Raw genomic sequence first — 24745 nt, forward strand, 5'->3', positions numbered from 1 at the left:
GTGACGATCTTTCGGGTGCCCTACCACCATGACGAGCGGTTGGCTGATGACAGCCTCGTGTTGCCGGGCGCGAGTGTGACCGTGGAGCCGGAGTTTCCGGACGGGACCATCTGGGAGCGGCTCGCCTCCCTGACCGGTGCGGTCGCGGCCGTCGTGGCCGAGGACGCAAAGGCCGGTGCGGTGCCGACCGTCGTCTCGGGCGACTGCCTGGTCGCGCTGGGCACGATCGCCGGCCTCCAGCGGGCCGGGCTCGACCCCGGGCTGCTGTGGTTCGACGCGCACGGCGACGTGCACACGCTGGAGACCACGACCTCGGGCTACCTCGGCGGCCTGTCGTTGCGGTTGGCCCTCGGTGCGCACCCCGACCTGCTCGCCGGGCCACTCGGGCTGCGGCCGCTTCCGATCGAGCGGGCCGTTCTCGTCGACGGGCGTGACCTGGACCCGGCCGAGGTCGCCTACCTGGCCACCAGCGGCCTGGTCCGGCAGCCGGTGGACGCGCTGGCGCTGCCGGACGGCCCGCTGGTGCTGCATGTCGACGTCGACGTGATCGACTCCGCCGAGCTGCCCGGCCTGCGCTTCCCGGCACCGGGTGGCCCGTCCACCGGAGATGTGCTGGAGGCCGTCCAGCGGGTCCTGGCGACCGGCCGCGTGGCCGCGGTGGACATCGCCGGCACCTGGCACGACGCCCCCAACAGCCGGGCCACGGAAACCCTCGCTGCACTTCTTGCATCCTAGGACGCCTTACGGGTAGTGCGGCCAGTCGCAAGGGCAAGTCAGCGCCGATGGCGCTAGGGGGCCGGTCGGGAAGTTCTAGGTGCGCCTTAAAACTGTTATCCGGCGCTCGCCCCGGTCGTCTCCTGTGCGCCACGATGGGGCGGCTTCAAGGAGAGGTGCGATGCGCGAAGGGTACGAGCAGGCGTTGGTCGTCGCTGCTCGCGACGGTGATCCGCGGGCGGTCGACCGGCTGGTCGCCGAGTATCTGCCGCTGGTCTACAACGTGGTCGGTCGCGCGCTCGACGGGCACGCCGATGTCGACGACGTCGTGCAGGAGACGATGCTGCGCTGTGTGACCGGCCTGCGTCAGCTGCGCGACCCGGCGAGCTTCCGGGCGTGGTTGGTCGCGATCGCGGTGCGGCAGGTACGCGACCGGCAGGCGGACCCCTACCGGGCGCGGCAGGCCGGTCACCTCGGCTATCCCGCCGACGACTACAACCTCACCGACCCGGGCGCCGACTTCGCCGAGTTGACGATCCTGAGGCTGGAGCTGTCGGGGCAGCGGCGCGAGGTGGCCGAGGCGACCCGGTGGCTCGACCCGGACGACCGGGAGCTGCTGTCGCTGTGGTGGCTGGAGTCGTCGGGCGAGCTGACCCGCGATGAGCTGGCACAGTCGCTGGGGCTGACCAACCAGCATGCCGCCGTACGCGTGCAGCGGATGAAGGAGCGGCTCGACTCCGCCCGGGTGCTGGTGCGGGCCCTGCACGCCCGGCCCCGCTGCGAGGAACTCAACGCGGTGGTCGCCGGCTGGTCGGGGCGCCCGGACGCGCTGTGGCGCAAGCGGCTGGCCCGGCACGCGCGCGACTGCCCGCACTGCGGGTCGAGTTGGACGCAGCTGGTGGCCGCCGAGCGGCTGCTGGCCGGCGTGGGCCTGGTCGCACCGGTGGCCGGGTTGGCGGCGGCGATGGCCGCCGGCGGCACGTCCGCCGGTGGCGTCGTCGGCGCCGCGGCGGGTGCGGGCTGGAACACCGCCACGACCGCGACCGGCGCGGCCGCGCTACCGGGCGCCACGGGCACGACGGCCACAGCCGCGAGCACGGGCGCCGCCGGCAAGACGGCGTGGCTGACGAAGCTGCTGCACGGGTTCGTGATCAGCAAGCCGATCGCGGCCGCCGCGGCCACGGTCGCGGTGGCGACCGCCGCGGTGGTCACGTTCGGGGTCGTGCGCGATGGTGACGCGGTGCCCGCCGCGGCCGTGTTGCCTCCTGCGGTCTCGGGGGCCCCGTCGCTCGTACCCTCGGCAGATCCGGCACCGACGACGGCGCCGCCGGCGTCCCCCACCGCGACACCGACCCCGAAGAAGACGACGAAGAAGCCGGTGGCGCCGTTGCCGCCGACCCGCAAGACGGCGAAGAAGGGTGCCGCGGTGTGGGATTTCCCGGCGGTGAACGCGGGCCTGAAGGCGGTCGGCGCGTCCTGGTACTACAACTGGGGTTCCAACAACGACCGGATGCCGGCGTCGGGTGTCGAGTTCGTGCCGATGATCTGGGGCACGGCCAACGCGACCGACTCGACGATCGCGCAGGCCAAGCGCGAGGGTGACACGCTGCTCGGTTTCAACGAGCCGGACATGGCGGGTCAGGCCAACATGACGCCGGCGAAGGCGTTGGAGCTGTGGCCGAAGCTCCAGGCGACCGGGATGCGGCTGGGCAGCCCGTCGGTCGCGTTCGGCGCCGCTGACACCGGCAAGTGGCTCGACGAGTTCATGAAGGGCGCGAAGCAGAAGGGCTACCGGGTCGACTTCATCACCCTGCACTGGTACGGGGGTGACTTCTCGTCGGCGGCCGTGGGGCAGCTCAAGGGCTACATCCAGCAGGTGTACGCGAAATACAAGCTGCCGATCTGGCTGACCGAGTTCGCGCTGATCCGGTTCGACGGCTCGGGTGCGCACTACCCGACGGACGCGCAGCAGGTGGCGTTCATCAACGGGGCGACGGACATGCTCCAGGGCCTGTCCTACGTGGAGCGGTATTCCTGGTTCGGGCTGCCGTCGACGTCGGACAGCCACACCGGCCTCTACAAGGAGAGCGGCCAGTTGACGCCGATGGGCACCGCCTACCGGGCGGCGGGCTGATCCGCGAGCAGGTGCTCGTAGGGGAACCCGTCGAGGAGTTCGGCGCGGCGGGCGGACAGGTCGCGGAGCCCGGCCTCGATGGTCGCGTGGTCAACGAGGTCGGGTTCGGCGCTGTCGCGGACCTTGAGGCGCTGCCCGATGGCAGCGCCGGCGAGGTCTTCGGCGAGCCGGTCGGCGGGGACGCCGCAGGTGGTGCGGTGCTCGGCGAGGCGGACGCGTTCGAAGACGTAGCCGCCTTCGCGGAGCTGTAGCCAGGCCCAGCCCTCGGCGGGGCCGCCGGCCCAGCGGACCCGGATGCCGCGGATGATCGGGTCGAAGACCTCGCGGGCGCTGTAGGCGTCGACGGCGGCGGCGCGGGCGACCGAGGACAGGTCGTTGACGTAGCCGGTGCGGCCGTCGGGGAGGCGGCCGACGATGTCGCGGTAGTCCACGCCGAACTCGCGCGCGTCCAGGACGTACCCCATGATCTGGTCGCCGTGGTGTGCCGCGGTCAGGGTCGGTGAGCCGATGCGGATCAGGGGCAGGCCGACGGCGTCGCAGACCGCGGTGGTCATCCGGGTGACGCGTGCGGCGCCGCCGGCGGTGTCGTCGGTGAACAGCAGCGCGAACTCGGGCCGGTCGGTGGCGGCGTCGGTCACGAGGTAGTCGAGGACGACGGAGCCGGCGGTGTTCCACTGCCCGGCGGTGACGCCGGTGGGCTTGCGGCCGATCACCTGGCCGAGGCGGCGTCCGGTGTGGACCCGGCGGCCGGCGCGCGCGATGGTTGGCGTCACGGGCCGACGCTAACCCACGCCTCCGACGGTCAACACCTCCGGGTGCGGGTGGCGCAGGAACTCGTGGTGCGAGATGTCCCACCCGTAGGCGCCGGTCCGGGCGAAGACGAGCACGTCGCCGACCCGCAGGCGCTCGACATGCTGGCCGCGGGTGAGCACGTCACGGGGGGTGCACAGCTCGCCGGTGGCGTCGACCGGAACATCGGAAACCTCCGGACGGGTGTACGGGTGGGGCCAGTGCTCGACCGGCAGCACGGTGAACGGGTGGCTGTAGCCCCAGGCGGCGGGTAGCCGGAAGTGGTGGGTGCCGCCGCGCAGGACGGCGAACCAGCGGCCGTGGTTGCGTTTGAGGTCGATCACTTCGGTGGCGTACCAGCCGGCGTCGGCGGCGATAAAGCGGCCGGGTTCGACGGTGAGGGTCACCCCGTTTGGGGGTTTCCTGATGTGGAGCTGGTCGAGGTCGAAGTGGGCGTCGCCGGTGTAGTCGATGCCGAAGCCGCCGCCGGCGTTGACGTAGCGCAGCGGGATGCCCAGGCGCTCGGCGTTGGTGACGGACCAGGCGACGGCGTCGTCGATGAACCGGGCGTGTGCGGCGGCGTCGAGGTTGTTGGAGACGGCGTGCAGGTGGAAGCCGGTGGGGTTCAGCTCGCGGGGCACCGTGTCGAGGTCGTCTTCGCCTATCCCGAACGGGGTCGGCGTGCCGGTCATCCGGTGGGAGCCGCTGGGTGTCTCGGCGGTGCGGTTGACCCTCAGCGCGGCCCGGACGGGGCGGCCGGCGGCCAGGTGGAGGAGGCGGCGGGCCTCGTGGGCGCTCTCCACGTGGATCATCGCTTGGGCGTCGACGGCGGCATCGAGTTCGGCGTCGGTCTTGGCGGGGCCGGCGAAGGCGATCTCTTTCGCGTTGGCGGCGAGCGCCAGGGCGAGTTCACCCCCTGAGGCGACCTCGAGGCCGTCGGCGTGCGCGGCGATGGCGCGCAGCAGGTTGGGGTTGCCGTTGGCTTTGACGGCGTAGAGGACTCGCGTTCCTGCCGGGAGGGCGGCGCGGATGGCGGTGATCCGGTCCACGGCGACGCGCGGGTCGTAGACGTAGGCGCAGACGGGCCGCTGCGCTTGGCTCAGTGCGGCTCTGACCGGCTCAGGGACCATGGAGCGGATTGTGCACGGGTACGTAGCGGTCGCCGGCGCCGGCCAGCCGCATCCGGACGAGGGCCTTGTGCGGGACCATCCGGGCGGTTAGGGCGGCGTGGTCAGCCTTCGCCGCCTCGGCGCTGGCGGGGTCGGCGCGCAGCGGCTCGTAGGCCTCGTCGAGGGCGTCGCGGACGGCCCGCCAGGCGCGGTCCTCGTCGAGGTCGTGTGAGCGGGTGAGCCGCACGATGAGCTCGCCGAGGTGGGCCTGGAGGGCGGTGTAGCCGAGCTTGGCGCGCATCACGTCGACGTCGTCGGTGGCGACGACGGAGCCGGGCCACAGCGGTGGCGGGTCGGCCAGCCTGGGCAGGTAGAGGCGCAGGCCGGCGAAGTCGCGGAACGCGATCCGGTGTGGTCGGCCGTCGACGAAGGTGGGCAGGCAGTTCTGGAGGTGGGCCTCGAGGGCGATGCCGTGCCGGGCGGCGAGGCCGACGACGGGTGGCAGCAGCAGCCGGGCGTAGTCGGCGACGAAGCGGAGAGCTGTCCCCGCTCCGGGTCCGACCAGGTGGTCGAGGGTGTCGCCGGCGGTGAGGCCGCCGCCGGGGATGGCGGTCTCGCCGGGTGCGAGGTGGCTGTCGAGGCCGTCGCGCAGGATCGCGGAGCCGTCGCGTCCGGTGCCGGCGGCCAGGGCGGTGCCGGCGGTCTCGGCGAGCAGGATGACGGTGGGGTCGTCTTCCAGGAGGCGGTGCAGCAGGGCGGAGATGGCCGGCCCGTTGCGGGTGCTGGCGGTGGAGATACTGCGCCGGGTGCTGGTGACCTGGATGTCGAGGGACAGTTTGAGGTAGCGGCGGTGGCCGTCGTGATCCGGCGGCAGGAGCAGCGTGCGGACCGCGGCGGTGGGTGCGGCCTCGATGGACCCGTCGACGTCTTTGAGCGCGCCGGACGCGTAGAGGTCGGCGTAGCGGTGCCGCAGGACGGTGTCGCGCTGCCACTGATGGACCGGGATGCCGCGTCCCGCCTGCGGGTAGAGGTCGGCGAGGGTCGCGCCGAGGTCGTCGCCGATCAGCAGGTCGGGGTGCGCCCGGACGAACACGATCGTGGTGGTGCCCGCCTCGACGTCGTGGCGCAGCGTGTCGGCGGTGTCCCAGCCGAGCCGGGTGCGGCCGCACGGGTGCAGGTTGTGCCCGTCGATCGCGACGCGCTCGTATTCCAGGGCGCGGGCGTCGGGATCCGGGCCGGGGCTGTCCGGTTTCGGGCGGGCGTACGCGAGGGCGAGGTTGACCGTGGCGTTCGTCAGCTCCTCGGCGAGCCCGTGGGCGCCGGGTGGCAGCAGGTCGGTGAGCGGTTCGTCGCCGAGCTTGTCGATCTCGATGCGGTCGAAGCCGTGGCGGCGGCCGATGCCGGCGAACCGTTCCCGGGCGTCGCCGATGTCCTCCCGGTAGAGGGCGCCGGCGAGGCGACGGGCGACGGTGGCGGCGGCGCGCGGCAGGGCGGCCCGGAACGGTGCGACGAGGGTGGGTGCGACGCGGTTGAGGTTCTCGGCGGTGTGCCGGGCGGCGTTGTCGAGGCTCACTGGCGGTCCGTCAGCGGGTTCGGGATGTAGGCCCAGCGGGGTTCGAGCGGGTCGGCGGCGAGGCGCATGGTGGTGGTCGCCTTGATCGGGAGGGTGTCGCGTCGGGTGAGCCGGTCGCCGGCGGTGCGGGCGCAGGCGGCCCACAGCTCCGCGGGCGGGGTGCCGGTCGCGCCGGCCAGGGTGGTGACGAGTTGGCCGAGGACGACCGTGAGGGCGGCGTGCAGGGTGGTCTCCGGCTCGTCGGGGTCGGCGGAGGTGAGGTCGCCGTGCAGCGGTGGCGGTGCGATGCCCTTGCGGCGCAGCACGGCGGGGTCGACGCGGATGCCGCCGACGTCGCGGTAGTAGAGCCGGTCGGGGCGTCCACCGGCGAGGGTGACCAGGGTGTTCTGGCCGTGTGCTTCGAGGCCGATGCCGAGGTCGAGGAGTTGGTTTGGTCCGGTGACCAGGACGTTCGTGAGGTCGGTCAGGAACTCTCGTGGGTCGCCGCCGTAGCCGCTTTTGATCGCTTCGCACGCGAGCGGCGCGCCGTCGGCCGGTGAGGGCGCGGACAGGGCCGCCACCGGGATCGCGTGTGCCGGTGGGGCCTGGCGGTGGATGACGGCCAGGCGGCGGTCGGGCTGGCCGTCCTCGGTGCGCACGGCGCCGCCGGCGAGTTCGCGTAGCACGGTCAGCGGGCTTTGAAGGCTTGCCAGGAACGCGGTGAGGGTCGGGCCGTTGGTGAGGGCGGCCGGGGAGACGGTGCGCACGGCGCTGGTCATCTGCACGTCGACGGCGGTCTTGAGGTGCAGGCTCGGGTCGTCGAGCGGGGCGAGGGTGCGCAGCGACATCAGTGGCCGGGCGCTGCGGGTGCCGACCGGGCGCAGCTCCGGGTGCTCGGGCAGCACGCGGGCGGCCTGCCAGGGGTGCAGGTGCAGCAGCGGGGGCAGGCCGGCGCCGGTGGTGTGCCAGCGGTCGGCCGGCACCTCCACCTGGACGAGGTCGACGGTCGTGTGGTGCTCGGGGGCGTAGGCCAGGACGTCAGCGGTGGTCAGGCCCGTCCGGGTGCGGCAGCCCGGGTGCAGCGGGTGCCCGTCGACGACGAGTTGCTCCCAGTTGGGCGGCACCGGGCGGGTCAGGGCCGGCGGGCCGCCGTCGGGGGCGGGCTGGTTGGCGCGGGCCAGGGCGAGGTTGGCGACGCTGTTCTCGAGCTCGGCGGCGAACCGGGCGGAGGTCGCGTACCCGATGATGTGTTCGCGGTTGATGGCGTCGGCGAGCCGGCGCTGGATCTCGTCGCGCGCGCCGGGCAGTTCCCGCAGGTAGGCGGCATGCAGATCGGGGCGGTGGCGGGCGAGCCATCGCGAGGTGCTCGACGGGTCGGGCTCCGCCTTCGCGCTGCTCACACCGGAGAGCCTACTAAGGGCATCCTTACCTATGGTCGTCCACCCCGGACCGTCAGCGGTCGCGCGAGCGCCGCACGTAGAGGCCGGCCATCCCGATCAGGATGAACGCCAGCGCCAGGCAGACGAACAGCTTGAAGATCACGCGGCCACCCTGTCACATTCCCCGTAGGGTGCATAGGTGCGGTTGGCGACCTTCAACGTCCTACACGGCCGGTCCATCGACGACGGGATCGTCGACCAGAAGCGGTTCGTCGAGTCCGTGGCGACCATCGACGCCGACCTGCTCGCCCTCCAGGAGGTCGACCGGCTCCAGCCGCGCTCCGGCTCGCTCGACCTGACCACACTCGCCGCCGAGGCGACCGGCGCGGTCGCGCACCGGTTCGTGGCGGCCGTGGTCGGCACGCCGGGGGAGAGCTACCGGCCGCTGGCGTTCGACGACGACGGCGCTGATCAGCCCAACTACGGCATCGGCCTGGTCAGCCGCTATCCCGTGCGGTCGTGGCGGACGGTGCGGCTGTCCCCGTCACCGGTGCCCGGCCCGATCTACGCGCTGGGCCCCGGCGGCCGCGGGAGGCCGATGCTGCTGCGCGACGAGCCGCGGGTGCTGCTCGTGGCCGTGGTGGAAACCCCGATGGGCCTGCTCACGGTCGGCGCCACCCACCTGTCGTTCGTGCCCGGCTGGAACCTGTGGCAGCTCCGCCGCGTGGTCCGCGTCATGCGCAGCATGCCGGCGCCCCGGCTGCTGCTCGGCGACCTCAACCTGCCCGCCGGCCCCGCCTCGGTCGGCTCGGGGTGGCGGCCGCTGGGCCGGCTGGCGACGTTCCCGTCGTCGGCGCCGCGGGTGCAACTCGACCACGTGCTCGCCGACCCGCGCGGCTGGGGTCGGCGGCCGTGGGACGCGACCGCGTCGACGCCGGCGGTGGCGGTCTCCGACCACCGACCGTTGGTCATCGACCTCCCCCTGCAGTGATCATGAGGGGAGCGGGGGAGCGGTCCGGGCCCGGTTCGTCTCCCTGATGACCGCCCACGCGTCGGCGACCGGGCCGACGTGGCCGAGCTTGTCGGGGTTGAGCACCGCACGGATCGTCTGGATCCGCCCGTCGGCGATGTCGAGCGTCCAGGTGTTGACGACCTTCCCGTCGCGGTCCCGGAAGATCGCGCCCGGCTGCCCGTTGACCTCGTGCGGCTCGAACACCCCGCCGATGCGGGTGAACGGCTCGCTCAGAGAGGTCAGTGCCCGCGCGACGTTCGCCGCGCCGAAGATGCCGTTGCCCCACAGGGGTGCCTTGCCGCCGCTGTCGCCGACCAGTTGCGCGTCGGCGGCGAGCAGGTCCCGCAGCCCGTCGACGTCACCTTCCCGGAAGGCGTCGAAGAACCGTTCGGCGAGGTGTTCCCGCTCCGCGCGGTCGGCGGCGAACCGGGGCCGGCCCTCGTCCATGTGCCGGCGCGCCCGGACGGCGAGCTGCCGGCATGCCGCCTCCGACCGCTCCACGGCGGCCGCGATCTCCGGGAAGTCGAAGGCGAACACGTCACGGAGCACGAAAACGGCTCGTTCGAGCGGGCTGAGCCGCTCCAGCAGCAGCAGAGCCGCCGTCGACAGCGAGTCAGCGAGCTCGGCCGAGCGCTCCGGGTCCTGGTAGGGGTCGGTCAGCAGCGGCTCCGGGAACCACCGGCCGACGTACGCCTCCCGCCGCACCCGCGCCGACCGCAGCACGTCGATCGAGATCCGGGTGACCACGGCCGACAGGAACGCCTTGGGCTCGGCGGGCTCGCCGGGGTAGGCCTGGTAGCGCAGCCAGGACTCCTGGACGGCGTCTTCGGCCTCGGTGACGCTGCCCAGGATCCGGTAGGCGATCGAGAACAGCAGCGGCCGCAGCTCTTCGAACTCGTCGGTGCGGGTGGTCACGTCAGCTCCTCTTTGAACCCCAGCCGCCACGACGGGTAGCGCGGTTCCCAGCCGAGCTCGCGCTTGGCCTTGGCGTTGGAGAAGGCCCGGCCCTCGGTCATCATCCGCACCACGACCTCACCGGCGAGCAGGCGGGCCAACCAGACCGGGATCCGCATCGGCGGTTTGGCGCCCGCGCACTCGGCCAGGTAGGGCAGCCACTGGTTCGCCGGGGCCGGCTCGTCGTCGACGATGTTGAACACCCCGGTGGCGTGCTGCTCGAGCGCGAGGACGGTGGCGCTGGCGGCGTCGTCGAGGTGGATCCACGACGCGTACCCGGTGCCCTGGCCGACGAGCGGGAACTGCCGCTTGCGGATCAGCTCGACCTGGTCGTCGGTGGCGCCGGGCCCGTAGAGCCCGCCGTAGCGCATCACCGCACCGCCGGCGCCGACCACCACGTCTTCGACGTGCTTCAAGGCCATCATCCCGGTGTACGCGGCCGTGCCCTCATGCAACTCCAGCGGATCCTGCTCGGTCTTGACCCAGCCGCCGGAGCGCTGCCCGTTCCAGTTGGCGTACCCCTGCGCGACGAAGTGCGGCACGCCGGTCGCCTGGGCCGCGGCGAGCAGGTGGTCGGTGCCCTCGGTGCGAAGGCGGATCGTCGGCCGCGACCAGCGGTCGAAGTGCTTCAGGTCGGGCTTGCCCCCGTGAGTGCGGCTCAGCCCGGTCATCTGGTGCACGATCGCGTCGGGTTGGGCCTTGGCGACCGCTTCACCGACGGCGGCGGCGTCGAGCGCGTCCATCACGACCCCGTCAGCACCCAGCCGTTCGATCGCGCCGACCTTGGCCGCGTTGGTGGTGGTCGCCGTCACCTGATGGCCGCGCGCCACGAGCTGGGGCACGAGCCGCTGTCCGAGGACCCCGGCGCCGCCCGCCACGAAAACTCGCATGATCTGTCACCTTCCTTGAGCCTGCCCATCTGAAACTCGAGACGAGACGGCCCGCGCGGCTGTGACATGGGGGAAGCTGTTTCCCGTGCCCGACACCCACAGGTTTACATAATGTACATTATCGAACAACCGGTAATCGGCGGGGTGTCCTGACATGTTCCGTGTGGCCGGCCCCGACGACTTCGCACCGATCATGGCCCTCTACCGGCAGTTGCACCCTTCGGATCCACCGGTCGGCGGCTCGTCGGTGTTCCAGACGATCCTGGCGTCGCCAGCGCTGCACCTGTTCGTCCTCGACATGTCCGGCGCGGTCGTCGCGACGACCTACCTGAACGTGATCCCGAACCTCACCCGTTCCGCGTCGCCCTACGCCGTGATCGAGAACGTCGTCGTCGACGCCGCCCACCGTGGCACCGGCCTGGGCCGCCAGATCATGGCCGGGACGTTGCGGGCCGCCTGGGACGCCGGCTGCTACAAGGTGATGCTGATGACCGGGTCGCGGGATCCGGCGACACACGGGTTCTACCGCGCGTGCGGGTTCTCGGCCGACGCTAAAACGGGTTATGTGGCGCGACCATCCTGAATCGGACCTTGTGGACATGCTCCCGTGGCGCGCCGGGCCCGCCACGGGCGGCGGCTCCAGCCCACGATGTCCGGACGGCCCCGAACTGCTGGGCAGATACACAGCGGACCTGCGGGGCCCAATCGCCTCGGCCGGATCGGAGCAGACCGCGCCGGGTTGGGCCGGCTGCTGGAGCGCCCGCCCGCCCGGCGGCGCGGCGCCCGGCGGTCGTGGAACAACGGCCGATGGCCGCGCCCTTGCTCAGCACCTCGGCGCGCACCGCTTCGCCGTCGCCAGCGTGCTTCTCCCGCAACTGTCGGTAGCTGGCAGCGTCGAGCCGTCACGCGGTCGCCAGCACCCGACGTGCTTCCTCACTGACCGATGTGGACGCGATCCCCTCCCACGAGTGGAACACGGCCCGGAAGTAGTCGCCGAAGCGATCCCCGATCGTCGGATCCTGCTCGACGACGTCAAGCTCGTTGACGATGCTCAGGTCGATGAACCCTCGCACCGTCGCCTCATCGGGCGCGGCGCACTCACCCGTGAACCGGCTCCACACCTCCCGGGTCTGCGCCAGCCGCTTCCACGTGCGGCCCCGATCACAGCCCCCGTAGAGGTAGATGAGCTCCTCGGCGCGAGCACCGACCAACTCCCGCAGCGGCGCACGGTCGGCGGCATCCAGCAGGACCACGTCGAACCCGTCGGTCCCGTAGGCGGCGTGCGCGAGACCGGCCACCCGCACGTCCGCGTCGACACCGAGCGCGCCGAGCCGCTCGCACACCCGCGACAGATGCGCGTACAACGTGCCGCCGGGATGCGGAATCGCCTGCGCGCCGCGCTCCCGCAGCCACGCCCGCACGTCTCCCTCGTTCCCCATGCGTATCAACTGTAATGAGACCCCTCCCCTGCCCCACGGCATGATCAACTGGTGGTGCGGGCCCGGACCGCGTTGAAATGGTGCGGAGGGGACTGTCCCCCGCGGCCCTGCTCGTTCGTCGTGCTGGTGAGAGCCCGCCGATCCCGGAGGTAAGCGATGCAGTACGCCCTGATGATCTACGCGGAGCGCGGCTATGGCGAGGCCCTGTCCGACGCCGAACGCGTGGCGTTGATCGCCGAGTACGAGACGATCGAGGACGACCCCCGCTGCGTCCAGGCGGCACAGCTCGAGTCCGTGGAGAACGCGACGAGCGTCCGGGTGGTCGGCGGGAAGATGCTGATGACCGACGGCCCGTTCGCCGACACCAAGGAGGTGCTGGGCGGCATCTGCCTGATCGAGGCGGACAACCTCGACGAGGCGCTCGAGATGGCCGCTCGGGTCCCCGCCGCCCGCATGGGTGGTGTGGTCGAGGTCCGCCCGGTGGTGCGGCGCTGACCGTGCTGGAGCAGGTCTTCCGAGACGAGTGGGGCCGGGTGCTGGCCTCCCTGGTCGGGTATCTGGGCGACTTCGACCGGGCCGAGGACGCCGCGCAGGAGGCATTCGCGATCGCGGCACAGCGGTGGCCCGCGTCGGGGATGCCGGACAATCCGGGTGCGTGGTTGGTGACGACGGGCCGCAACCGGGCGATCGACCGGATCCGCCGGGACCGCACCCTGGCCGAGAAGATCCGGCTGCTGCCGGTGCCCGAGGCCACCACCACGGAGGAGGTCGACGACACCGTGTTCAAGGACGAGCGGCTGGAGCTGATCTTCACCTGCTGCCACCCGGCCCTGCCGCTGGAGGGCCAGGTGGCACTGACGCTGCGGGCCCTGGGTGGGTTGGAGACCGCCGAGATCGCGCGAGCGTTCCTGGTCTCCGAGGAGACGATGAAAAGGCGCCTGACCCGCGCCAAGACGAAGATCAAGACGACCGGGATCCCGTTCGCGGTGCCGGGCGCGCACCTGCTGCCGGAGCGCCTCGACGCGGTGCTCGCCGTGCTCTACCTGATCTACAACGAGGGCTATCGGGGCCGGGTCGACCTCGGCGCTGAGGCGATCAGCCTGGGCCGGGTGCTGGCCGCGCTGATGCCCGACGAGCCCGAGGCGCACGGGCTGCTGGCGCTGATGATGATCCACCACGCCCGTCGGCGGGCCCGCTTCGCCGGCGACGACCTGGTGCTGCTGGAGGACCAGGACCGCACGCTGTGGGACACCGAGCAGATCGAGGCGGGCCGGGCGGTGCTGGACCGGGCGATCACCCTCGGCGGCCGCGGCCCCTACGTGGTGCAGGCCATGATCGCGTCGCTGCAGACCCGGGAGCGGATCGACTGGCCGCGGGTCGCTGACATGTATGGGCGGCTGGTCGCGCTCACCGGCTCCCCCGTGGTCGAGCTCAACCGGGCGGTCGCGGTCGCGCAGGCCGGCGACCCGGCCGCGGCGCTGCGCGCCGTCGACGCTCTCGACCTGGACGGCTATCTCTACTTCCACTCGACCCGCGGGGAGTTTCTGCGCCGGCTCGACCGACCCGGCGAGGCGCGGGCCGCGTATCGCCGCGCCCTGGAACTGGCGGCCTCGACCCCCGAGCGGCGGTTCCTGACCCGGCGCCTCGAAGATCTCTGACCCGGGCCTGTCCCCTCGGCACGCCCCGGCTCGTCGCCTGGGTATGAGTGAACAGAACACAGCGGTGTATAGCCGCTTCCACAACGCCGTCAACAGCCGCGACTTCGACCTGAACGCGAAGACGATCGACGAGGTCGTCGACCCCGACGTGATCTTCCACGCGCCGGTGCCCATGGGCGTGGGCGGCCAGGAGGCGATGAAGCGGGTGTGGACGGTGCTGCTGCGCGCCTTCCCGGACGTGCACGTCAGCACGGAGGACGTCATCGTCGAGGGCGACAAGGTCGTGTATCGGCAGACGGTCACCGGCACCCACCAGGGCGAGTATCGCGGCATCCCGGCGACCGGCCGACACGTCGAATACGACGAGATCTTCATCGTGCGCTTCGCTGACGGCCGGATCGTCGAGATCTGGGGCGTCGTCGACGTGCTGGCCCAACTGCGCCAACTCGGCGTTTTCGCCGGGTGAACGTCGTCCTGTGGGTGGTGCAGGCCCTCCTCGCGGCGATGTTCGTCGCGTCCGGCCTGTCGAAGCTCGTGCAGTCGAAAGAGCAGCTCGCCGGCCGGTATGCGTGGGTGGACGACTTCTCCGCACCCACCGTGCGGTTCATCGGCGTGCCGGAGGTGGCCGGCGGGATCGGCCTCGTCGTGCCGGTGCTGGCACCCCTGGCCGCGACCGGCCTGGCAGTGCTGATGGCGCTGGCGGCCGCCGTGCACGTCCGGCGTCGCGAACCGGCCGGCGTGGGCGTCACCGCCGTGCTGCTCGCGCTGACCGTGTTTGTCGCCTGGGGACGCTTCGGCCCCTACGGCTCGTGATCTGAGGAGAAACCCATGAGCAAGCTCGACATGACCGCCATGTATGCCGCACACGCCGCGCTGCGCCGCGACCTGGAACTGATCGCCCGCGCCACGGCCCGGGCCGACGACGACCCGCGGCGGGTCCTGCGCAACGCCGCCGGCTGGGCGTTGTTCAAGAAGGCCCTGCACCTGCACCACACCGCCGAGGACGAGGCGCTGTGGCCGCAGATGCGCACGACCGCCGCCAACCGCCCCGACGACCTGGCGCTGCTGGACGCGATGGAGGCCGAGCACGACGCCATCGACCCGCTCCTGGACGCGATCGACGCCGCGCTGGTCGACCCGGAGGCCGGGCCGGAGCGGCTCGGCGGGCTCACCGACGCCCTCGCCGCAGGGCTGAGCGGGCATCTGAAACACGAGGAGACCGAGGCGCTGCCGTTGATGCAGGAGATCGTCACCGAGCAGCAGTGGCTGCACTTCGGCCAGGTCAACGGAAGGCTGGTCGGCGCGGACGCCGCTCAGATCCTGCCCTGGCTGCTGGACGGCGCGGACGAGCAGGTCGTCGCGAAGATGCTCGCCCCACTGCCCGAGCCGGCACGGCTGGCATACAAGAGCCAGTGGGAACCCGCCTACGCAGCCATGGATCGATGGAGTGCCGGCAGCGCGGAATGAACGGTGTCGGGCCGGTTGGTGGGGGCCGGCCCGCCATCGAACAAAGAGCCAGGCGAGCACGGCCAGGCGCATCCAGGTTCTGAGTGTCACGGGAATGGGTACCGGGTGGGCGGCCAAGGGTTCACCGACACACGGCGGCAGTTTCCAAAAATTTCGCGAGCCGGCCGCCGCGCGAATTGGCGGTCGTCTTCACGGCCATCTAGGCCGTAGCCTGTGTGGCACTTTCAGCGGAGGTGCGCATGGGCGGTAGGGCGCTGGTCTGTGGCGGTGGCGGCGTCACCGGGATCGCGTGGGAGTTCGGGATGCTGGCTGGCCTCGCCGAAGCCGGCATCGACCTGGTCAGCGCCGATGTGCTGATCGGCACGTCGGCAGGTTCGTTCGTGGGCACGGGCATCGCGGCCGGCGTACCCGTGGAAGATCTTTATGCCAGTCAGCTCCTGCCGCCGGAGGCGGACACGACCGCCAAGCTCGGCTGGAACTCGATCGCGCAGTGGGTGTGGGCGTCGGCGCGCTCGCGCGATCCGGTGCGGGCCGCCGCGCGCGTCGGTGCGATGGCGTTGCGGGCCCCGACGATGCCGGAGGCGCGCCGGCGTGAGGTGATCGCGGCGCGGTTGCCGGCCAGCGAGTGGCCGGAGCGTGACCTGCGGATCGTGGCGGTCGACGCGGGCAGTGGCGAGACGGCGGTGTTCACCCGCGAGTCGGGGGTCGGCATCATCGACGCGGTCGGTGCGAGCTGCGCGGTGCCGGGTGTGTGGCCGCCGGTGACGATCGACGGGCGGCGTTACGTCGACGGTGGTGTCCGCTCGACGACCAACGTGGACCTGGCCGTCGGCTGTGACCGGGTGGTGCTGCTGGCGCCGATCGCCCGGGCGATCGGTCGGCACCATCGGCTCGACCGGCAGCTCGCGTCGCTGCGCCGGGCCGGCGCGCAGGTGGTGATGGTCACGCCCGACCCGGCGGCGCGGCGGGCGATCGGCCGAAACGTGCTGGACCTGGCGGCGCGGGCACCGTCGGCGCGGGCCGGGCGGGCGCAGGCCGCGGCCGAGGCGGCCCGGGTCGCGGCGGTCTGGTCATGACGGTCCGGCGCGCCGGTTTCGGTTTTGTCGTAGCCGCCTGGTAAGAAAAGCCTGCACAAAATCAAACAGGTGTACGGACGAGAGGGGTTCCCTGATGGCCGCCGCGCGCACCGCTGTCCGCGGTCTGTCCACCGACGAGCTGTCGTCGATCCGCGACGGTCTCGCCGCCGGGCGCAAGCCCAAGGTGGTGTTCACGGCCGCGGCCGGCCAGATCGAGGGGCAGACCGGCCAGGTGATCGAGCTGACCGATCCAGACGTTTCCGACGAGTTCGTGGTGGTCCGCTTCGGCCGCGACGAGCTGCCGTTCTCCCCCACCGACCTGGCCGTCGCGCCACGCGGCGCCGGCCGGGCCGCCTCGCCCGCGAAGACCGCCGCGGCCAAGGCGGCGCCGGCACCGGTCGCCGAGCCACCACCGGGTCCGGGCCTGCTTCCGCCCACGGCCCCCGCCCCTGTTCCAGCACCACGTGAGGAGATCAAGGTGAGCACGTCCACGGTGGAGGAGTCCACGGAGGCACCCCGCCCGGTGAAGCGGGCCGCGAAGACGGCCAAGCCCAAGGGCCCGGCGGGCCTGACGGTGACGCTGGCCTACGCCGACGGTGAGTGGACGGTGGCGGCCGCGCAGGGCACGAAGGCGCTGGCCAAGCCCTATGTGATCCGGCCGGCCGAGGCACTGAAGATGGTCGCCCTGGTCGACGTGCCCGGCGTTCACGAGGCGGTCGAGCAGATCATGTCGTCGGAGCGGGCCGAGGCCGAGTCGCAGGCGGAGAAGCTGCGGGCCGAGCTCGCCGAGATCGAGGCCCGCCTGGCCGAGCTGCGCGACGTGGGCTGAGATGGCGTCCTGGTCGGTTTTCGCGGCGGAGGCCCCGGAGCTGGCGGCGCGGGTGCGGGCGGCGTTCGACGCCAACAAGCACAAGACGCTGGCCACCCTCCGCCGCGACGGCGCACCCAGGATCAGCGGCATCGAGGCCATCTTCGCCGGCGACGACGTGTGGCTGGGCAGCATGTGGCAGGCGCGCAAGGCGCAGGACCTGCTGCGCGACCCGCGCTTCGCGCTGCACTCGGCCACCGTCGACCCGGGCGACGACCCGGCGTCGTGGCCGGGTGAGTCGAAGGTCTCCGGCCGCGTCGAGGTGGTCACCGACCCCGACCGTTTCCAGTCGGTGGTCGGCGAGGGCGACCCGGCCGGCATGCACCTGTTCCGCTGCGACCTGCGCGAGGTCGTCCACACGGGCCTCAACGAGCAGGTCGACAAGATGGTCATCCAGCTGTGGCGCCCGGGCGAAGCGGTGCGGCTCTTCGAACGCTGACCCGGCGGGTGTGGGATGATCATCTGCTGATGAGGGCCGAGCCGACGCCGACCGCGCCCGCCACGACGTGGCGGCCGCCGCGGTTCTGGCTGTTCCTGCAATGGCTGGCCCGCTTCCTGATGCCGATCCTGGCCCGGGTCCGGGTCAGCGGCGACGTGCCCGAGGGACTGCGCCACGGCCCGCTGATCCTGGCCGCCAACCACATCAGCCCCTTCGACCCAATCGTGCTCACCGCCGCGACCCGCGTCCGGCGGATCGCCCCGCGCATCATGGCGACCGGCGGCCTGTTCCGGGCGCCGGTGGTCGGCCGGGTGATGCGCGCCGCCGGCCACATCCGCGTCGACCGCCGCACCGCGACGGTCGGCGACGCCCTCCAGGTCGCCGCCGACGCGGTCAAGGAGGGCTCGGTGGTGATGGTCTACCCGGAGGGCCGCATCGGCCTGGACCCGACGATGTGGCCCGAGCGGGGCAAGACCGGCGCGGCCCGGCTGGCGTTCGCCAGCGGCGCCCCGGTCGTCCCGGTCGCGCAGTGGGGCTCACACGAGGTGGTGCCCTACGTGACGTCGTTCAAGGGCATCGTCCGCGGCGCGGCCCGCTCGATGATCCACCGCCCGATCATCAAGGTCCGCTTCGGCGCACCGATCGACCTGTCCGACCTGGTCCCGGGCGTGCCCGGTTCGGCGCAGCGCGCGACGGAACGCATCATCGAGGGCCTGACCACCACCCTGGCGGCGATCCGTCCAGACGAACTCGAAGGCCCCCGCTTCATCGACGCAACCCGACCCGTAGACGTCTCACGGCGCTACCGCCGCCGTCCCTGACCCGGGTTTTCCACAACGCGCGCCTTATCCACAGGTCGGCTCATCGCGGCCGCGTCACCGGCGGCGGGCCGGCATTCTCGGTCGTGCGCCCAGCTCTGAGCGCCTCGCCGACGTTCGCAACCGGAGAGCCCGATGACGATGACCCACCCGCAGGATCGGCTCTGTGACTGCCACTGCCCGGTCCACCAGGGCTTCCAACGGCCCGACTACAACACCAACGGCTGCGCCTGCCTGGTCACCTGCCCCACGCAGCCGATGACCCTGCTGGTCGACCACTGGCGGTGCGCGCTGTTCCTCCACCCCGCCAACGGCCGCCTCTGGTTCGTGATGTCCCTCGGCCACGGCCAATGGGACTGGGAGTCGGCCAACGAGATCGACGACCGCGCCGACGCGTTCGTGGCCGGGCAGACGATCGAGTCCCTGCTCCGCAAGATCACGGCGATCGTGGCGGGACCCGCTCGGCACGAGGCCACGACCGGTCCGCGCTTGAGCGGGAGCTGACATGCCACCGCGACCCGCGGCGCCGGGTTCCGGTCCACGCTCGGGCGGGAGCTGACGTGCCATTGCGAGCGCGCGGCGCCGGCTTCAGGTCAACGCTTGAGCGGGAGCTGACGTGCGACCGCGACCCGTGGCGCCGGCTTCCGGTCCGCGCTCGAGCGGGAGTTGACGTGCGACCGCGAGACCCGGGCGCCAGCTGGCAGCCATCCGGCCGGCTGCGCGGTTCGGTGCGGCGCCTGCCAGGACCGCGGCGGCTGGGCAGGTCAGCCGTGGCGTTGGCTCAGGTAGGCCAGGACGGCCTCGCGGGTGGTGCGCACACCCAGCGTGGCGCGGGCCTGCGCGATGCGGCGGTTGGCCGTGCGCAGCGACAGGAACTCGGCCGCCGCGGCCGCGGCGATGGTCTCGCCGTTGGCGAGACGGTCGAGCAGCGCCCGCTGCTCGGGGATCAGCTCGCCGGGGCTGCCGCCGTCCGGGGCGGGCTCCGCGCCGCCCGCGTCGCGGTGCACCGGACCCAACCGGGTCAGGTCGGCGAGCAGGGCCCGGCCGATGTCGCCGCCGCTGTCGGTGATCGCCACGACGCCGGCGCCACGGGCCGCGGCCAGGACGACGAGCCGGACGGTTTCCCGGTCGGGTACCCGGCCGAACAGCAGCAACCGGTTGCCGGTCAGGTCCCACGCCTGCTCGGTCAGCGCGAAGCCTTCGCGGGTGACCCAGCCGGAGCGCGACAACCGGCGCAGCACCGCGGTCGCGTCGCCGGCGCTGGGCAGCACATAGCGGGGCTGGTCGTCGCTCACCGCCGCACCTCCCTCGGCGCCTGGGTCATCGCAGCTGCTCCAGCGCCATCGCGGCGGCCGCGGTGCGGGTGCGGGCGCCGAGCTTGCGCATCCCCGCCCGGATGTGGGTTTCCACCGTCTCGGCCGAGATGCCGAGCTGTCCCGCGATCCGCCGGCTCGGTTCGCCGCGGGCGACCAGGCGCAGCACGTCGCGCTCCCGCTCGGTCAGCTCCGACCCGGATCGGGGCCCGCGCGTCTCCCGCCGCACCGAGTGGCGGCGCAATGCCCGCCGCGCCCGGCCGAGCAGCACCACCAGGCCAGCCGCCTCGGCCAGACGTTCGGCGGCCAGCAGCGCGGACACCGCACGCTCCGGATCGTTCTCGTGCACGCCCGCGGCCAGCAGGCAGCGCACCTCCTCGCGGACGACCAGGTCGTGCCACGCTGCGGCGGCCCGGTCGAAGCCTCCCGTACCCGACCACGCGGCGAGGGTCTCGCGGACCGCGGGCAGCCCGGCGGACGCCACGTCCGTCGCGTCGAGTTCCGCCGGATCACGATCGCCGACCGCACCGTCGTAGGCCGCCCAGCGCGCGGTGATCCGGCGCAGCCCGTCGACCAACGGCGGTGCCCCGGCGCCGGCGTCGGGTTGCGCGGCCAGGTCGGGCTGCCCGTCGAGCCACGCCGCCTCCCGGCCCACCCAGTCGAGCAACGCCGCGGCGGCCGGAGCGGGCGCGGCGGCGGCCAGCCGGGCGCGGGCCGGAGCGAGCAGGCCACCGTCGGCCTCGACCAGGCTGGCGGCGGCGACCGCGTACGCCCTGGCCAGCGCCGGCACCGTCCGGTCGGTGAGGTCGGCGGCCCGGCGCACCACGTCGTCGACGGGCGTACCGGCCGGATCGCCGCGCAACGCCACGCACCACAGGGCGGCGGCCAGGAACCGGGCCTGCCAGCTGTAGGCGAGGTCGGCCGCGCACGCCACCGCCGCCCGTTCCGCGGTGGCGGCCGCCTCGGTCAACCGCCCGTCGGCCGCGAGCGTCTCCACGAGGAGCCATGCACTCCACCGGGTCGCGAGCGGATCGCCGGCCACGGCGGCGGCCTCCGCGGCGGATGCGAGCCCGTACTCCCAGCCGGGTACCCGCCCGGCCGCCCGGACCGCGGCGACCGCGGCGCGCAGCCCAGCGTGGGCCGGCGGGTCACCGAGCCGTGCCGCGGCGTCCAGCGCACCGGCCGGATCGGTGGCCAGGCGGGCAAGCAGCAGCACCCGGTCGCGGCCCGCACGGACCGATTCAGGAGCGTCATCGGGTACGGGCGCCGCCGCCGCCCGCGCCCCCGCGAGGTCACCGAGCTGGAGCAACGCCTCGGCGCGCAGCACGGCGGCGTCGACACCGAGCGGTCCGGCGGCGGCCAGCGCTCGCACCGCGGCACGGGGCCGCCCGGCTTCGAGGGCAGCCGCCGCGGCGCCAACTCGGGTCGCTTCGGTCGGCCGGGCGCCGGGCAGGTCACAGGCGAGCAGGAGCAGCTCGGCACGCTCCCCGGCGGTGCTGGCTCGTGCTGCCGCGGTGACGGCCCGCGCCGCCGCGGCCGCATGGTCGCCGGCCGCGGCGAGATGCCGGGCGGCTTCGCGGTCGGGGGTCAGCTCGGCGAGCCGCCGATGCAGTGCGGCCCGGGCATCGGCGTCGAGCATGCCGGCCGCGACCTCGGCGAGGTAGGGGGACGCGGGCGCGACCAGGTCGGCCCCAGGCGGTCCGTTGAGGGGCGCGTTGTCCTCGGGTCCGAACGCTGCCGCCGACACGCCGCCGCTGACCTGAGCGCCATCGGCCGCATCGCCTGCTTGGGTGATGACCTCGCCGCTCTGGGCAACGACTCGAGCCTGCGCCGAGATGTCTCGGCCGCCGTCGGCGGCGTTGACGGCCGGCGCCCCGCCGGGCGTCGCCGCCGCGACCACGCGGCCGCCGTCCGCGCCCTGCGGGGAACCGTCCCCACTTCGTTCGAGCTGGGCCGGCGACCAACTACGTGCGCTGCCACCAGCGGGAGTGTCCCCGGGCTCCGACACGTCCCTGGCCGGTTCGAGCCCGCCAGCCGTGACAACCTGGCGGCCATCCGGAGCGGCTGCGTCGCCCTCCGGCCCGGCCGCGAGCTCGCCGGCCGGCGGAACCAAAGCGCCTTCCTGAGCAGCTGCGTCGCCCTTTGGCCCGGCCGCGAGCTCGCCGGCCCGCGCCACCAAAGCGCCTTCCTGGGCGGCTACGCCGCCTTCCCGTCCGACCGCGAACTCGCCGGCCGCTGGAACCAAAGCGCCTTCCTGAGCAGCTGCGCCCCCCGCCGGCCCGGCCACGAACTCGCCGGCCGGCGGAACCAAAGCGCCCTGCCGGACGGCTGCACCGCCCTCCGGCCCAGTCACGAACTCGCCGGCCGCCGGAACCGAAGCGCCATTCCGGGCACTGCCACCGGCCGCGAACCCACTGGGCGGTGGGTTCGAAGCTGCGGGACCGAGATTCCCGGCACCGCTAGCGCCCATCACGTCCAGGGCAAGCCCACCAGCCGACGGGACCGGCACGACCAGACCGGCTGCGCGCAGCTCCTCGACACCGGCGCCGAGCAGGGCCGGGCTGGCGGGGCGGCCGAGCAGCCCGAGGGCCGCCATCGCCGTGCGGGCCGGGCGGGTCAGGTCGGCCAGCGCCTCCGCGACCGCGTAAGCGACCTGATCAACCTCGGGCACATCGACGGCGACCAGAGCCGGAAACGCGTCCGTGGCGTCCGGCCCCCGAGACCCGGCGGCCGGCCGACCGGACCCGGCGTGCCGCGCCAGCGCGGTCACCGCCAGCGGAATTCCCCCGGCCCGATGGACCACATCCGCGACCGCCGCCTCGCCGAGCGCGGGCGCGACCCGGCGCGCCAGCTCGGTGGCCGCCTCGACCGACAGCGGCGGCAGTGCCAACCACCCCGAGGAAGCCGCACGCAGGGCGGACACCGCCTCGGCCGGCAACCGGTGCGGGGTGCGCAGCGCGACCACGGCCCGGGTATGCGCGCCCAACGCCGCCACGGCAGCGATCGTCGCCGGATCGGCCCACTGGAGATCGTCGACCACGAGCAGCCCGGACCGGACCCGCGAGCGGACCGCCTCGGCCAGCAGCGCGACGTCGTGGGCCGGCAGGCGGACCCGTACCGCCCGGGACAGGGCCAGCGCCGGGACGTCCTGGAGCATCGCCAGGCCGCCGCCCGCGAAGACCGGGCCGCGGAACGCTGCCGCCAGGTCCCGCAGCGCGGTGCTGCGGCCGGCTCCGGGGGCGCCGGTGAGCACGACCAGGCCGGGGCTGGCCAGCAGCGCGCGGGCCCCCGCGACGGCGTCGTCGGGCGCCGTGCCGGCCGGTTCGCCGGCGGCACGGTCGGCGACACCGGTGCCCGGTGCGTGCGGCACTCATCCTCCGACCCTCGGGGCCCCCGGCGACACGTACTCCGGTGGCACGAACATGGGATCCTGCCGCCGGCAGGATATTCGTAGTGTTGGTCGAGCCGACCCAGCCAGGAGGACCACGCCACAATGACCGCGCACCCCCGCCGGGCCATCGTTATTGTCGCCGACGGCCCGCGCCCTGACGAGCCCAGCGCGGGTGGCATGCCCGGTTGGGGCGGTTTGCAGGGGAGTGTCCGGGCGTGACGGCTCCGATCGCGCTGCGGCAGGTCGTCGCCGGGCTCTGCGACGAGGTGGGGCCGCGGCTCACCTCCGACGCCGCGCGTCTTCAGGTGCGGCGGGTGCGGCAGCGGCTCGACGAGCCCCTGCGGGTCGCGATCGCCGGCCGGCTCAAGGCGGGCAAGTCGACGCTGGTCAACGCGCTCATCGGGCGCCGGGTGGCGCCGACCGAGGTCGGCGAGTGCACCCGGGTGGTCACCCAGTTCCGTTACGGGACCTCAGACCGGATCGATGTCGTACGCCGCGACGGCAGCCGCCTCAGCCTGCCCCTCGACGAAGCGGGGATGATTCCCCAGCGGCTGGGCGTACCCGCGGCTGAGGTGGCTTTTGTCGATGTTGCCCTGACCAGCGCCAACCTGCGCGACCTGACCGTGGTCGACACGCCCGGGCTGTCGTCGACGAACGCGTCGGTGTCGGCCGGCGCGCGCCGGTTCCTGTTCCAGGACAACACGGCGCCGATCGACGACGGGCTCGACGCCGACTCCGCGGGGGCCATCTCCGGGGCCGAAGCGATCGTGTACGTGTTCACCCAGGCCGTCCGCGATGACGACGTGGCCGCGCTCGAGGCGTTCCGGTCGGTGTCGGCCCGGCTGGCCAGCAACCCGATCAACTCGGTCGGGCTGTTCAACAAGGCCGACAAGCTGGTCGAGGCGCCCGGCGACCCGTGGCCGGTCGCCGAGCGGCTGGCCGGCGACCAGGCACAGACGCTGCGCCGGGTGGTGTCCGGCGTGGTGCCGGTCGTCGGGCTGCTCGCCGAGACGACCGAGGCCGGCCGGCTCACCGCCGCCGACTGCGAGGCGCTGCGCGCGCTGGCCGGATTGTCGGTGGCCGAGCGTACGCTGCTGCTCGCATCCGTTGACCTGTTCGTCTCACGACCCGCACCCGTGTCCGGCGAGCACCGCCAACGGTTGTTGACCCTGCTCGACCTCTACGGGATCGGCTTCTCGCTGGCGCAACTCGCCGCCCGCCCGACGCTGGGCAGCGGCGACCTGGTGCGGATGCTCTACCAGGTGTCCGGGTTCCCGCGGCTGCGGCACACGCTCGACCACGCCTTCCGTTGGCGCACCGACGCGATCAAGGCCGGCTGGGCGCTGTCGACCCTGGAGAAGGCCGCCGGGCACGCCGACAGCATTCCGGACAGGGAGGTGTTGCGCGACGCGATCGAACGGGTGCTGCAACGCCCCGAATACCACCGGCTGCGGCTGCTCGAGGCGGCCCAGCAGGTCAGCGGCGGCGCGGTCGAGCTGCCGGCGCCGATGGAGCAGGAGCTGACCCGGCTGGCCCTGTCGCACGATCCGCAATGGATCCTGAGCCTGCCCACCGCCGGCGCCGACGAGCTGCGCAAGGCCGCCCTGGACGCGGCCGCACGCTGGCGGGTGTTCGCGGTCGCCGGTGCGAGCCCGGCCCAGTCGCGGGTCGCGCTGGTCGTGCACCGCGGCTTCCACCTGCTCTCGCAGCGCCTGCGCGAGGGGGTGGCCTCATGAGCGGACG

At 73.2% G+C, this 24745-nt stretch carries 24 protein-coding genes; 15 read left to right on the forward strand and 9 right to left on the reverse strand.

What is annotated here, in order from left to right; all coding sequences use genetic code 11:
• On the forward strand, nt 1-735 hold the full coding sequence (locus DFJ67_RS32960) for an arginase family protein (protein WP_116072240.1): 735 nt from the start codon (nt 1-3) through the stop codon (nt 733-735).
• 160 nt (nt 736-895) lie between these two features.
• On the forward strand, nt 896-2848 hold the full coding sequence (locus tag DFJ67_RS32965) for a sigma-70 family RNA polymerase sigma factor (protein WP_116072242.1): 1953 nt from the start codon (nt 896-898) through the stop codon (nt 2846-2848).
• Here the strand turns inward: DFJ67_RS32965 and DFJ67_RS32970 are convergent.
• The 4 genes from DFJ67_RS32970 to DFJ67_RS32985 are packed head-to-tail and all read right to left on the reverse strand — an operon-like array spanning nt 2830 to nt 7698.
• The gene (locus tag DFJ67_RS32970) at nt 2830-3621 is read right to left on the reverse strand and encodes a PDDEXK family nuclease (protein ID WP_116072244.1); all 792 of its coding nucleotides are present in this window, start codon (nt 3619-3621) and stop codon (nt 2830-2832) included. The genes DFJ67_RS32965 and DFJ67_RS32970 overlap by 19 nt on opposite strands.
• A 9-nt stretch (nt 3622-3630) precedes the next feature.
• Nucleotides 3631-4767 (reverse strand): type III PLP-dependent enzyme domain-containing protein, encoded by a 1137-nt coding sequence (locus DFJ67_RS32975; RefSeq protein WP_116072246.1) that lies wholly within the window; start codon nt 4765-4767, stop codon nt 3631-3633.
• Nucleotides 4757-6319, reverse strand: coding sequence for an IucA/IucC family protein (locus DFJ67_RS32980; RefSeq protein ID WP_116072248.1), 1563 nt, complete (start codon nt 6317-6319; stop codon nt 4757-4759). The genes DFJ67_RS32975 and DFJ67_RS32980 overlap by 11 nt, the downstream gene beginning before the upstream one ends.
• Nucleotides 6316-7698 carry an IucA/IucC family protein gene (locus DFJ67_RS32985; protein ID WP_116072250.1) on the reverse strand — a complete coding sequence of 461 codons (1383 nt, stop codon included), beginning with the start codon at nt 7696-7698 and terminating at the stop codon, nt 6316-6318. Before DFJ67_RS32985 ends, DFJ67_RS32980 begins: the two co-directional genes overlap by 4 nt.
• Nucleotides 7699-7876: 178 nt before the next feature.
• On the opposite strand from DFJ67_RS32985, the gene DFJ67_RS32990 reads away from it, so the two are divergent.
• Nucleotides 7877-8668 carry an endonuclease/exonuclease/phosphatase family protein gene (locus tag DFJ67_RS32990; RefSeq protein WP_116072252.1) on the forward strand — a complete coding sequence of 264 codons (792 nt, stop codon included), beginning with the start codon at nt 7877-7879 and terminating at the stop codon, nt 8666-8668.
• Here the strand turns inward: DFJ67_RS32990 and DFJ67_RS32995 are convergent, their stop codons facing one another.
• Nucleotides 8669-9604 (reverse strand): RNA polymerase sigma-70 factor, encoded by a 936-nt coding sequence (locus tag DFJ67_RS32995; RefSeq protein WP_116072254.1) that lies wholly within the window; start codon nt 9602-9604, stop codon nt 8669-8671.
• A complete protein-coding gene (locus DFJ67_RS33000) occupies nt 9601-10533 on the reverse strand; it encodes an NAD-dependent epimerase/dehydratase family protein (RefSeq protein WP_116072256.1) in 933 nt (310 codons plus the stop codon). Before DFJ67_RS33000 ends, DFJ67_RS32995 begins: the two co-directional genes overlap by 4 nt.
• A 154-nt stretch (nt 10534-10687) precedes the next feature.
• Here DFJ67_RS33000 and DFJ67_RS33005 point away from each other — a divergent pair, with 154 nt between their 5' ends.
• The gene (locus DFJ67_RS33005) at nt 10688-11116 is read left to right on the forward strand and encodes a GNAT family N-acetyltransferase (protein ID WP_116072258.1); all 429 of its coding nucleotides are present in this window, start codon (nt 10688-10690) and stop codon (nt 11114-11116) included.
• Nucleotides 11117-11435: 319 nt separating this feature from the next.
• Here the strand turns inward: DFJ67_RS33005 and DFJ67_RS33015 are convergent, their stop codons facing one another.
• Nucleotides 11436-11972 (reverse strand): DUF6817 domain-containing protein, encoded by a 537-nt coding sequence (locus tag DFJ67_RS33015; RefSeq protein ID WP_116072260.1) that lies wholly within the window; start codon nt 11970-11972, stop codon nt 11436-11438.
• 156 nt (nt 11973-12128) lie between these two features.
• Here DFJ67_RS33015 and DFJ67_RS44100 point away from each other — a divergent pair, with 156 nt between their 5' ends.
• From DFJ67_RS44100 to DFJ67_RS33065, 10 genes are all read left to right on the forward strand, one after another.
• Nucleotides 12129-12467, forward strand: coding sequence for a YciI family protein (locus tag DFJ67_RS44100; protein ID WP_116072262.1), 339 nt, complete (start codon nt 12129-12131; stop codon nt 12465-12467).
• 2 nt (nt 12468-12469) lie between these two features.
• A complete protein-coding gene (locus DFJ67_RS33025; protein ID WP_170216088.1) occupies nt 12470-13630 on the forward strand; it encodes an RNA polymerase sigma factor in 1161 nt (386 codons plus the stop codon).
• Nucleotides 13631-13673: 43 nt separating this feature from the next.
• Entirely contained in the window at nt 13674-14096 is a 423-nt protein-coding gene (locus tag DFJ67_RS33030; protein WP_116072264.1) for an ester cyclase, read from the forward strand.
• The gene (locus DFJ67_RS33035; RefSeq protein WP_116072266.1) at nt 14093-14443 is read left to right on the forward strand and encodes a DoxX family protein; all 351 of its coding nucleotides are present in this window, start codon (nt 14093-14095) and stop codon (nt 14441-14443) included. The genes DFJ67_RS33030 and DFJ67_RS33035 overlap by 4 nt, the downstream gene beginning before the upstream one ends.
• Nucleotides 14444-14458: 15 nt before the next feature.
• Complete coding sequence (locus DFJ67_RS33040) at nt 14459-15097, forward strand: hemerythrin domain-containing protein (RefSeq protein WP_116072268.1); 639 nt, start codon at nt 14459-14461, stop codon at nt 15095-15097.
• 239 nt (nt 15098-15336) lie between these two features.
• A complete protein-coding gene (locus tag DFJ67_RS33045) occupies nt 15337-16173 on the forward strand; it encodes a patatin-like phospholipase family protein (RefSeq protein ID WP_116072270.1) in 837 nt (278 codons plus the stop codon).
• A gap of 94 nt (nt 16174-16267) precedes the next feature.
• Nucleotides 16268-17002: a hypothetical protein gene (locus DFJ67_RS33050; RefSeq protein WP_116072272.1), complete on the forward strand. Its 735-nt coding sequence runs from the start codon at nt 16268-16270 to the stop codon at nt 17000-17002.
• Nucleotide 17003: 1 nt separating this feature from the next.
• Nucleotides 17004-17480 carry a pyridoxamine 5'-phosphate oxidase family protein gene (locus DFJ67_RS33055; RefSeq protein ID WP_116072274.1) on the forward strand — a complete coding sequence of 159 codons (477 nt, stop codon included), beginning with the start codon at nt 17004-17006 and terminating at the stop codon, nt 17478-17480.
• A 29-nt stretch (nt 17481-17509) separates the two neighbouring features.
• Nucleotides 17510-18301, forward strand: a complete 792-nt coding sequence (locus tag DFJ67_RS33060; RefSeq protein WP_116072276.1) for a lysophospholipid acyltransferase family protein — start codon at nt 17510-17512, stop codon at nt 18299-18301.
• Between the two features lie 132 nt (nt 18302-18433).
• Entirely contained in the window at nt 18434-18802 is a 369-nt protein-coding gene (locus DFJ67_RS33065; RefSeq protein WP_116072278.1) for a hypothetical protein, read from the forward strand.
• A 260-nt stretch (nt 18803-19062) separates the two neighbouring features.
• On the opposite strand, the gene DFJ67_RS33070 is transcribed toward DFJ67_RS33065, so the two are convergent.
• Together DFJ67_RS33070 and DFJ67_RS33075 are read right to left on the reverse strand one after the other, a co-directional pair.
• Complete coding sequence (locus tag DFJ67_RS33070; protein ID WP_116072280.1) at nt 19063-19593, reverse strand: LuxR family transcriptional regulator; 531 nt, start codon at nt 19591-19593, stop codon at nt 19063-19065.
• A 25-nt stretch (nt 19594-19618) separates the two neighbouring features.
• Entirely contained in the window at nt 19619-22981 is a 3363-nt protein-coding gene (locus DFJ67_RS33075; protein WP_116072282.1) for a LuxR C-terminal-related transcriptional regulator, read from the reverse strand.
• A gap of 236 nt (nt 22982-23217) precedes the next feature.
• Here DFJ67_RS33075 and DFJ67_RS33080 point away from each other — a divergent pair, with 236 nt between their 5' ends.
• Nucleotides 23218-24738, forward strand: a complete 1521-nt coding sequence (locus DFJ67_RS33080; RefSeq protein ID WP_116072284.1) for a dynamin family protein — start codon at nt 23218-23220, stop codon at nt 24736-24738.
• Nucleotides 24739-24745: the final 7 nt, after the last annotated feature.

This window comes from Asanoa ferruginea (genome assembly GCF_003387075.1).
GTDB lineage: Bacteria > Actinomycetota > Actinomycetes > Mycobacteriales > Micromonosporaceae > Asanoa > Asanoa ferruginea.

Bases quoted from the DNA above. Each gene is read 5' to 3' on its own strand.
- DFJ67_RS33005 (WP_116072258.1), top strand. From the start codon at position 10,688: ATGTTCCGTGTGGCCGGCCCCGACGACTTCGCACCGATCATGGCCCTC.
- DFJ67_RS44100 (WP_116072262.1), top strand. From the start codon at position 12,129: ATGCAGTACGCCCTGATGATCTACGCGGAGCGCGGCTATGGCGAGGCC.
- DFJ67_RS33050 (WP_116072272.1), top strand. From the start codon at position 16,268: ATGGCCGCCGCGCGCACCGCTGTCCGCGGTCTGTCCACCGACGAGCTG.
- DFJ67_RS32965 (WP_116072242.1), top strand. From the start codon at position 896: ATGCGCGAAGGGTACGAGCAGGCGTTGGTCGTCGCTGCTCGCGACGGT.
- DFJ67_RS33045 (WP_116072270.1), top strand. From the start codon at position 15,337: ATGGGCGGTAGGGCGCTGGTCTGTGGCGGTGGCGGCGTCACCGGGATC.
- DFJ67_RS33055 (WP_116072274.1), top strand. From the start codon at position 17,004: ATGGCGTCCTGGTCGGTTTTCGCGGCGGAGGCCCCGGAGCTGGCGGCG.
- DFJ67_RS33015 (WP_116072260.1), bottom strand. From the start codon at position 11,972: ATGGGGAACGAGGGAGACGTGCGGGCGTGGCTGCGGGAGCGCGGCGCG.
- DFJ67_RS32975 (WP_116072246.1), bottom strand. From the start codon at position 4,767: ATGGTCCCTGAGCCGGTCAGAGCCGCACTGAGCCAAGCGCAGCGGCCC.
- DFJ67_RS33030 (WP_116072264.1), top strand. From the start codon at position 13,674: ATGAGTGAACAGAACACAGCGGTGTATAGCCGCTTCCACAACGCCGTC.
- DFJ67_RS33065 (WP_116072278.1), top strand. From the start codon at position 18,434: ATGACGATGACCCACCCGCAGGATCGGCTCTGTGACTGCCACTGCCCG.
- DFJ67_RS33060 (WP_116072276.1), top strand. From the start codon at position 17,510: ATGAGGGCCGAGCCGACGCCGACCGCGCCCGCCACGACGTGGCGGCCG.
- DFJ67_RS33000 (WP_116072256.1), bottom strand. From the start codon at position 10,533: ATGCGAGTTTTCGTGGCGGGCGGCGCCGGGGTCCTCGGACAGCGGCTC.
- DFJ67_RS33040 (WP_116072268.1), top strand. From the start codon at position 14,459: ATGAGCAAGCTCGACATGACCGCCATGTATGCCGCACACGCCGCGCTG.